The sequence below is a fragment of the Paenibacillus sp. PAMC 26794 genome, from assembly GCF_000316035.1.
Taxonomy (GTDB): domain Bacteria; phylum Bacillota; class Bacilli; order Paenibacillales; family Paenibacillaceae; genus Paenibacillus.
In genome coordinates, this window is record NZ_ANHX01000052.1 from 105,231 (window position 1) to 115,188 (window position 9,958).

Consider the following 9,958-nt stretch of genomic DNA (forward strand, 5'->3'; position numbering starts at 1 on the left):
CGATGACAGAACAAGCTTCCGATCGGTGATAAAGGCGAGCATATGCTTCCGAAGTAGCTTTCTTCTGTCCTCTCCGTTTTTGTGTAAATATGAAGTTCAATCTATGCAGCCTTATGCATATCTTCGCACTCGTCGTTCGTCCTTATTGGACGGTTGCAAGGCTTTCCTGGATCTGTTTCACGGCATTGTCCAGCGATGCCTTCACGTCCTTATCGGTATCCCAGATATCCGTAATGGCCGACGTAATTGGTCCCCATACGCTGTCCATGGCAGGAAGCGAAGGCATTGGGGTAGAGTTGTTGAACTGTTCCAGGAACGCCTTATTGATCGGGTCCTCCTGCAACTTCGGATCAGCAGCTACGTTCTTGTTCGCAGGAAGTGTACCATTCAGGTCAAAGTTCTCCATCTGAGCTTCTTCATTGGAAAGGAACGCTGCCAAGAGCTTCGACGCATTCGGGTATTGCGTAAATGCATTCACATAATAGGCTTTAACACCTGAGAAGGAGGTCATCGGTTTGCCATCGATTGCCGGAAGCGGAGCAACGCCAAAATCAATACCTGCATTGCGATAATCGGCAATGGTCCACGGACCGTTAATGTCCATAGCCAGCTTACCGCTGGAGAATAATCCTTTTTTGATATCATAGTTCACGTCACCCATCTTGAGCGGCAGCACCTCCGACTTCAGCGTCTGCAAGAACTGTCCACCCTTCTGGGCACCTTCGTTATTCAGACCGAGATCCGCGCTATCCATCCCGTTGTCCCCAAAAATATAACCGCCCTGTGAAACCAGGAACGCATAGTTATAGTAAAATTGCTGCAATTCCCACATCAGCGCATATTGATTGGACTTCACATTATTGAACGTCTTGGCGAAACTGATAATCTCATCAAAGTTTTTCGGAGCTTCTGGATAGAGTGCCTTGTTATAGAAAAGGGCGTAGGTCTCCACGCTGTACGGATAGCCGTACAGGATATCCTTGAACGTCACTGCCTTCAGTGCGTTGTCGCTGGTGTTCTCTGCGGTCTCTGCTTCGAATATGTCATTGGGCAGAATAAGTCCCGCCTCTGAAGCGCTACCAATCTTATCATGTGGGAAAACAACGACATCTGCCGCCAGACCCGCCGGGCCATCCGTCGTCAGCTTGGTTACCTGATCGGTTGGAGGTAATTCCTCCATTTTGACTGTTACCCCATATTTTTCTTCGAATTTTTTGACCCTTTGCTCAATAAAGCTGCTTTGATTTTTATCCTCCCAGATCACCAGGGTTGCCCCTTCTTCCGGTTGAAGGTTCTCGGATGTCAGCTCTACAACTTCCTCCGGATTCTCACCTGCCGTAGTTGTAGCTGAAGATGGACTTCCGCCTCCAGCCCCGCACGCAGCCAGTGTAAAAGCCACCATGACGGACAATGTTGCCCCTTGCCATTTTCTCATGTAAAATGTCCCCTTCCCTCTGCTTGGTCCAACAAAGTTCGCGCTTTTCACCCTTTTGTATGCGTATGTTGTCAGGTTTTGCATCCCATATCCCCTTTTGTGCAAACGTTTGCTCAAATGGAAGACAAGATGACCTCTCCGTTCAATATTTAGGGGTAAACAAGTCAGGAAGTATGTAAATCCACCGATGTAAGCGCTACAATAATAATCACATCATACAATAACAAACTTTATTTGCACAAACGTTTGCACAAGCCATATTTGCTCAATTTTAACCAATTTATCTCTTTTACCTACAGTAATCTCCTGTTTCCTTGTTCAGACTCTTTCTTCCTTTATTTTACTTCGCATGCATCCCTTATTCGGCAGTTAGCAATTGATTTCTCGTATCCTTTGGATTACCATAGGAGAATATTTATACGATTGTTCAGAAGGGATTTTTTCACATGATTACGATCAAGGATATTGCCAAATTGGCGGGTGTTTCCCCTTCTACAGTTTCACGGGTGATTTCCAACCATCCTAGAATCAGCACCAAAACATCTCTCAAAGTGAAGCAAATTATGAAAGAATTGAACTACCATCCCAACATCATCGCGAAAAGCCTGGTTTCCAAAACAACACATACCCTTGGCATTATGCTTCCACGTCCTGCAGAAGAGTTGTTTCAGAATTACTTTTTCGGGGAACTGCTCCGAGGTATTATTACACATGCCACCCGTATGAATTATGAATTGCTGCTAACAACCGAAACATCATCAGACAATGAACTACATGCGATATCACGCCTTGTGCATGGCCGTAGAGTGGATGGTATTTTGCTGCTTGGGTCTAAGCGAGACGATCCCATCATTTCATTTTTGGAAGCGGAAAAGTTTCCTTTTGTGTTAATCGGTCGCAGTGAAGCTCATCCAAATGCCCCCATGGTGGATAACGATAATGTGCAGACCGCTTATGATGCGACTCATCATCTGATCGCCCAAGGACATACGCGAATCGGATTTGTCAGCGGTCCTCCGGACATTACGTTATCGCATGATCGCATGTTAGGATACCAAAAAGCACTCGCTCAAGCCGGGCTGGATGCGAATAGTGATTGGATTGTGGAAGGCGAATTTCTACAGGAAAGTGGATTCAGAGCGATGTCGCTGTTCATGTCCTTGCCGGACAGACCCACCGCAATTGTTGTCATCGATGACAATGTGGCCTTTGGGGTATTGAGAGCTCTTGCCGAGCTTCATTATCTGGTGCCTGAAGATATCAGTGTGGTCAGTTTTAACAATATTGCATTATCGGAACTGGCTTCACCCCCACTAAGCTCTATAGATATCGGAACCTATCAGCTTGGCTACACAGCCGTTCAGGTATTGTTAAAAATTCTTAGTGGGGAACCACAGCTTCATAATCCGGTTATTATCCCCCATCGTCTGATCGTGCGTGAATCCTCACTCTTTTCCAAGCCAAAGCCACCCTCAGATTGATTCCTTTCAAGTATCCGTGTAGTAATGCAAACGTTTGTCCTATACGGAATGTGATGCTGTTATCCACCGTACGTAGGTGCATAGGTGCATAGGTGCAAAAAAAGAAGCCGCATATACTCATGCGGCTTCCTTAATTTACACAATTTCCGTACTCCATGCTCGACTGTACTTGAATGGATTAGTAAGAGCTCCAGCCTGCATCCGCTGTAACGACGGTTCCGTTCACGAAGCTGGACTCGTCCGACCCGAGGAACAAGGCTACCTTGGCGATCTCTTCGCTCGTCCCAATGCGTGGGTTGATTGCCATGCCCAGCTGTTGCCGACCTGCACCGTATGGGCTAATGCCAGCCATAGATGCGCTGATGTTGGTTGCCACGGCTCCTGGAGCGATCGCATTACAGCGAATGCCTTGCTCAGCATACATGTATCCTGTATTTTTGGTGAATCCCACGACCGCATGTTTGGAAGCTGTATATGCTGCTCCCGCACGTCCGCCGTGCAATCCACCTGCTGAAGCAATGTTCACGATAACACCTTTTTGTTTTTCCAGGAAGATCGGCAATACCTTACGCGTTGTCCGCATCACACTGGTTGTGTTCACAGCAAACAATCTCTCCCACTTCTCATCCGTTACATCTGCTGCCGGCTCCATGCCATCCATAATTCCTGCATTGTTAATCAGAATATCTACTGTACCGTATGTGCTAACTGTCGTATCGATCAGGTTTTGCACATCTTCTTCTTTGGCTACATTAGCCAAAACGACAATCGCTTCTCCACCCTGGGCTTTAATATCATTCACTACCGCTTGTGCGGATTCTTCGTTAATATCCGATACGACGACTTTCGCGCCTTCTTGAGCATACAACGTGGCAATTGCTTTCCCCATACCTGAACCAGCACCTGTAACAACTGCAACTTTATCTTGAAGTTTCATTCCATGTATCCTCCTTTGTGTATTCGTTTACAATAAGTTAACAAACAAATGTTCATTAACTCTTATCCTTAGTATAATAAGTCATAGCGTTTCGCTTCAATCAGTAAAAGCTTGTCCAGTTGTACGTTAAACAACACTATTAAGTCTTTTTGTTCTTTAACTAATAAAGTGAACTATATAAATTAAACTAAACATTTACACGAAACGGAGAGGACAGAAATAACCTGAAGAAGCGCAAGCGTTCGCCTTTATCCCCGGATTTACCATTTATAATAGGAATCAAAAAATCTGGGGATAACAGCGATCGGAAGGTTGTTCTGTCATCGAAGTGGCCAGTGTAAATATTCTTTAGTTCAACTTATATAGCGAGGAGGAAAATAGATGTCTGAAACTATGAATTCAATGGACCGAAGAATTAAAAAATCAAAAGCTGCACTGAAGGATGCACTCATCCATTTGATGCAAAAACATCCCTTTAAAGAAATATCGATTACGGATATTGTGCAGCGAGCCGACCTGAATCGGGGAACTTTCTACAGGCATTATCAGTACAAAGAAGACCTGTTCAACGAGATTATCGATGATGTGATTCAGGATCTGGTAACTTCTTTCCGCAAACCCTATCAGGATGAGGAAGAGTTCGAAGTCAATCTGATGCCCTCTTCGGCGATCACTATATTTGAGCATGTGCACCAACACGCACAATTCTACACACTGGTTGTGAAATCTGAGGCCTCCTCCAACTTCCAGCGCATGATCTGTAATGTTCTTCGGGATCTGGCCTTACAGGATCTGAACCACATCTTCCCGCAGCACATCAACCATGAAATATTGGCAAGCTACCAATCTCATGCGATATTTGGCATGATCATAGAGTGGATCAGACAAGATTTCAAGCACAGCCCCGCCTACATGGCCGAGGAATTATTTAAGATCATTCATTACAAACCTGACAATGTCGTGTTGAGAGACTGAAATTTTGAATCGCCTTACTTCCCTTCCTATAGTGGGGTGATTGAGAGTAATTTTAAGAAAGCTTCACCACCAAAATTATGTAAATACATTCCTGTAATTTCTGGTATTGATATGATAAATTATGCATTGGAATACAAACAAAAGGAGGATGACATTACATTTGAAGAAGTCGTGGATTATATCATTGATTACCAGTTTTGTTTTACTAGGCGGAATGCTTCTCTCTCCAGCCGCTTCTGCTGATGCAGCCAAAGTAGCAACCTCTACATATTCAGATCAGAGTTATAGTGAAGATGATTATTTGCACGAAGAACTTATTGACGAATTAGAATTAGATGATGCAGAACAGGAGCTCACTAAAGATCAAAAGGATTTCGAAAAATATCTTGAACAAATATCTCGTCTGGTACCTTATGAGAGTAAAGCAATCGACACGTTGGGTAGTGTTGGAGGTGAGGTGAATTCAACCAATCGCAAGTCCATGTACCTCAAACTTACGAATACGGTGATCCCTAATTATACAAAAACGGTCTCCATGTTAAAACAAATCAAACCTTCCAATCCTGAACTTAAGAAAATACATGCCTATTATGTTAAGGGGAGCTACCTTCAGCTGGAAGGATACTTGTTGTACAAACAAGCCGTTTCTAAAAACAAAGTGAATTCTAAGATACTGCAACAAGGTCGTGCCAAAGTACGTGCGGCTGGCGTTCTCCTCGACCAATACAAGCAACAGATATACCCTTATGCACGGAATATCGGGTATCTAAATTAGTACCAATCTTCATAGAAGCCCAAAAAGCGACCACTCCCCATGCTTAATGAGGAACGGTCGCTTTTTCCAATTATAAAAAAGATAACAATTTAATACGTAAATTTTTTATTTTTCTCTTCTGAATTACAGCCCCAGCTTCTGCCCTTTCTCCAACCGCTGAATCTGCTGCTCCCCGGTATCCGCAAGTTCACGGAACTGGTTAATCGTCTCGCGCATTCTTGGCAGAGCTTCCTGCTTATAAAGACTAATCGAATCGAGCGCAGACAACACATCGGTAAACGCCTGTTTCATCGTATCCACGGAGATGCTGGCTTCATATGCCTGCTTCTGGATAGCAATCCCCTGATCCTTGAGCATCTTGGATGTTCCTGCGATCAGATCATTAGTTGTCTGGTTCAGCAATTCAATTTTCTGCAATACAATCTTCTGGTTATACAAAGCACTTGCTACCGTAACGGCAATTTTCAATGCCGAGATCGTTACATTCTTCGCACGGTCTACGCCTCGGATTAGTTCCTTGTTGTTGCGGATGACCACTTCAATCGCCATGATGCCCTGTTGGTTCACGACCAGCATTTGTTGCAGGTCCATGACCCGCTGACGGAGTGGGAACAGCACTTCTTCTGTAATAAAACGAACTTTCTCGGGGTCCTCATTGCGGACCTTGGCGGCTTCAATCTGCGCGTCGATAGACTCATCCATGAGCACGCCAAGCTGAATTTCCTTTTGCAGTCGTTTGGTAAGTTCCCGCAGGTTCTGCTGTTCAATCTCCAGCGTTGTATTATCGTTACGGAGTGTGGATCTGCCTTTATCCAAAGAGGTTACGATGTCAGCGATGACTGCGTCAGCCTTCTGGTATTTTAGGAAATAGGCGCGAAGCGGATTGAACAGTTTCCCAAGGAAACCGGTCTTCGCAAAGTCGACCACGCTTGGGTCGAGATCCTTCAGTTGCATATGCAACTCGGTCAAGCCTTTGGCGACCTGACCGCCCTCGTCTCCCGTCTTGGACAGATGTCCAACGGAGACTTGAAGCAAGGCGTTTTTCTCGGAAGAGGATCTCATCGTGTTCATGCCAAAACCGTCAATGGATTGCAGAATCTCTTTGCGTTTCTCCAAGGATTCGAGATCCAGTGTCATGATCATTTCTACGTTGGCATTTGCCACTTGTTGAAGCTCCGCGACCTCGGCGGGCACGGGTTTCACCTCTTCTTCAATCACCTTCTGAATTTCCTTCTGGCTCGGTATTTCCATTGAAAATGACATCTACAGTTCCCCCTTTTATATACGTGCTGTAAAATGATTGATATTCCACGCGAGTGACTCCGATTGCAGTACCATCCTCCGATCGCTGTTATCCCCAGATTTCTTCATTTTCCTCATTAATCGGTTGAAATCTGGTGATAAAGGCGACTGCTACGCTTCTTCAGATCGGTTCTGCACTCTACGTCTTCGTGTTAATAAACTTACATCTGGACGTTAAACAGGTTTCCGATCTTGTACACGACATCGTCGGTATCGGCATTGATGCTTGCCGCTTCGTTAATGCTGGAGATGCTCTCCAAAGCCTTGATGTCCGCGTTGTACCCAATCGTATAGATTGGCACTTTGTACGTTTCGACCAGATCACGGATATCCTTGAGGGTATGACCTTCGTTGGTCTCGCCATCACTCAAGACAAATATCAACGGCTTCACGTTTGGATCAGCAGCCATATAATCTTCCAGCATCTTCATCGCCACCACGATCCCGTCAAAGGTCGCCGTACCACCGCCAGCTTGCAGACTATCGACTGTCCCGACAAACATGGACTGCTGGTTCGTATCATACTTGGCAATCGGCAGATTCACAGTTACCCCGCTGGAGTAAGAGACAAGCCCAATACTGTTGTCTGTACCCAGGTACTTCTGACCTTTGCGCAGGGACTCCTTCAGTCGGTTAAGCGGTTCGCCGTCCATGCTTCCGGATACATCGGTTACGAACACAGCTGCAATCGGTTTGCTGCCGTTCTTCTTCTCTTTCCAGACTTTCTGCGCGGACAGTAACGTGCCGCCATCCACGGTAGCCAGTTCGGATTTGTAATCCTGTAACCCGTTGAAACCAAACTCTTCAGCCGATTGTTGGTACTTCGCCTGGGTTACGAATTCCGCAAACTTTTGGATGATCTCCTGTTTGTTCTGCGGCAATTGTCCCAATGCATACAGCGGGCTATCATGTCTCACACCAAACGGTGTAAAGACGTATCCACTCTTCAGATCAGCGGTATTCACATACGTCTGGTATTCGAGTACAAAGGCATCCAGTCTGCCTGACTTGGCAGCTTCCCGCATCTGAATGGTTGTCGAGGCTGTAAACGGTACATTCGTCTGGAATTTCTCAAATCCCTCAATAGCCTTCTCTCCCAGCGGATTGGCGCTATCATACGTATTCAGTGCAGTCACCAGGAAGTTTAGTCCTGTGGAGCTGGCAAATGGATCGGTATATCCCATCGCGAGTTCATTGTTCGCAATGGCTTCGGTTACGGTTTTCACATTAACGGAGCCGTACGTATCAACCAGTGCATCATATTTGGCTTTGGAAATGACAATACCCGGAACATTCCCGACCAGTCGCTCGGACACCATCTGCGTCTTCACCCCACTGGCCTCAACCATCTCGCCCCACAGTTCATTGGAAGGTGTGAATGCATCCGGCACATACTTGCCCGATTTGATATAATCGGTAGCCGTTCCTGAGGCGATATTGCGGATATTGACCGATACCTGTTTGCCTCCAACGGTAATGTTCGCTTTGTTGAATTCCTCCCCCACCTCAGTTAACCAGCCGTCTACCCCGCTGCCTGACTTCTCTGGGGAAGAGAAGATTTCGACGTAATCATTTGTTGTATTCTCTACGGCAATCGCGAATTTGGAGATATCCGGCAGTGATTCTGCCACGTCGACCGGATCGAGATCAATCTGTCCTTTGACCGGTTCTGCCGTTGCTGGTGCAATGTCCGCGTACAGTTTCCCCAGTTCCTTACCTGCATTCTCTGTGCTCACCTGTGTGGTCGACTTGCCAAAGTTCGACGTCAGTGTAATCCCTGCATAGACCAGACCAAATACGAGCACCAGCATTACAATCGATATGAAAAAAAACTTTCCCTTCTTGGCCATACGAGCAACCCCTCACTGTCTGTATAATTTGGTGTGCTTGATTAACTGATCAATCTCCTGCATACAAGGCATCTGTTCAATATCTCCGGCTTCAAAGCTGTCGAGGCGTGAAATCTCCAGTAACAACTGATCGAGCTTGAGCAAAATCTCCTCATTGGTGTGTAGTGCATTCTTCACATAAGACAGATAATCGTTGTATACCTTGGTTTTTTCCTGAAAAAGTTTCTGGGGAATGCTTTCGGATTTGGATTTCATCATGTTGGCATAGTCAGCTTCATCGAATACATTTAACCGGTTCAGCACACTGCGGATGTTCAGGTACAACAGCTTCTCCACTTCCAGTGTGACCGAGGCGAATTTCTTGTAGCTCAGTTCCCCCGGATCAAACCGTTGATGAAGCACATTCAGGAGGGTTTCTTTCTTCTTTTTCATCCGGCTAAGTTGGGACAGTCCCAGCGTAATATCTTCTTCGAGAACTTTGATTCGTCTATAAAAAGATAAGGCTTCCACATAATCTTCATGTGTTTCGATATGCTTCACGGGCAGGACTACCGGTTGTCTGAGCAGCAAGGTGTAACTGCCATATAAGAGTGCCATTGCACTTCCGAACAGAAGGGTAACGGATAGCGCAGTTGTGAATGCACCCTCCCCGAAATTCAGCCCGATAAAGCCGGGTGAGAATGCCAGAACATTCACAGCCACAATACCGATAATCAATCCAAACAATTTTATGTACTTGATCATGTTCAATCATCCGACCTCCTTTCATGTTATATATTGAAGCTTTATGTCGTTATTTTCTTGTTAAGCTTATTCTTATTGTACATGATGTTAACGCTCTCAGGTGGATATGATTGGATATTTGGATACTCATAATATACGTGGTTTGGGCTTATCCCATTTCATATTTTCAGGGACAACGTGGAACTTGGCAGGAAATTTTGTGGTCAATCCATAAAAAGTGAGTTTTACGAGACAGCAGATTGTAGAGAAGAAATGTTATCAGGTAATACGTGGAAAATAGCTATGCGTGTCATTTTTTATATAAGACTTGTCTGAAAAAGGAGCAAAACAAAAAGGACGAATCGGAGATCATCCGGTTTCGCCCCTTATGCGTTGGTTCATTATGTTTCGTGTTCTTATTGAAATTTTGATGCCGTTTTCTACATCTAACGAACTGAGGTGACGCTATTTGGTGCATTT

Annotated in this window: 8 protein-coding genes; 3 read left to right on the forward strand and 5 right to left on the reverse strand. The window is 45.3% G+C overall.

Annotated features, from left to right (window positions below; translation table 11 throughout):
* Positions 1–142 precede the first annotated feature (142 nt).
* On the reverse strand, positions 143–1,435 hold the full coding sequence (locus tag D829_RS0118835; RefSeq protein WP_017690476.1) for a maltose ABC transporter substrate-binding protein: 1,293 nt from the start codon (positions 1,433–1,435) through the stop codon (positions 143–145).
* A gap of 446 nt (positions 1,436–1,881) precedes the next feature.
* On the opposite strand from D829_RS0118835, the gene D829_RS0118840 reads away from it, so the two are divergent.
* Complete coding sequence (locus tag D829_RS0118840; protein WP_017690477.1) at positions 1,882–2,916, forward strand: LacI family DNA-binding transcriptional regulator; 1,035 nt, start codon at positions 1,882–1,884, stop codon at positions 2,914–2,916.
* A gap of 178 nt (positions 2,917–3,094) precedes the next feature.
* Here the strand turns inward: D829_RS0118840 and D829_RS0118845 are convergent, their stop codons facing one another.
* Positions 3,095–3,853, reverse strand: a complete 759-nt coding sequence (locus D829_RS0118845; protein ID WP_017690478.1) for an SDR family oxidoreductase — start codon at positions 3,851–3,853, stop codon at positions 3,095–3,097.
* Positions 3,854–4,234: 381 nt separating this feature from the next.
* On the opposite strand from D829_RS0118845, the gene D829_RS0118850 reads away from it, so the two are divergent.
* Together D829_RS0118850 and D829_RS32545 are read left to right on the forward strand one after the other, a co-directional pair.
* A complete protein-coding gene (locus D829_RS0118850) occupies positions 4,235–4,828 on the forward strand; it encodes a TetR/AcrR family transcriptional regulator (protein ID WP_017690479.1) in 594 nt (197 codons plus the stop codon).
* Between the two features lie 160 nt (positions 4,829–4,988).
* Complete coding sequence (locus tag D829_RS32545; RefSeq protein ID WP_017690480.1) at positions 4,989–5,603, forward strand: hypothetical protein; 615 nt, start codon at positions 4,989–4,991, stop codon at positions 5,601–5,603.
* A 123-nt stretch (positions 5,604–5,726) separates the two neighbouring features.
* Here the strand turns inward: D829_RS32545 and D829_RS0118860 are convergent, their stop codons facing one another.
* The 3 genes from D829_RS0118860 to D829_RS0118870 form a co-directional block, all read right to left on the reverse strand.
* Complete coding sequence (locus D829_RS0118860) at positions 5,727–6,866, reverse strand: toxic anion resistance protein (protein WP_017690481.1); 1,140 nt, start codon at positions 6,864–6,866, stop codon at positions 5,727–5,729.
* A 200-nt stretch (positions 6,867–7,066) separates the two neighbouring features.
* The gene (locus tag D829_RS0118865) at positions 7,067–8,755 is read right to left on the reverse strand and encodes a VWA domain-containing protein (RefSeq protein ID WP_017690482.1); all 1,689 of its coding nucleotides are present in this window, start codon (positions 8,753–8,755) and stop codon (positions 7,067–7,069) included.
* A 12-nt stretch (positions 8,756–8,767) separates the two neighbouring features.
* On the reverse strand, positions 8,768–9,499 hold the full coding sequence (locus tag D829_RS0118870) for a hypothetical protein (protein WP_152417086.1): 732 nt from the start codon (positions 9,497–9,499) through the stop codon (positions 8,768–8,770).
* Positions 9,500–9,958 lie beyond the last annotated feature (459 nt).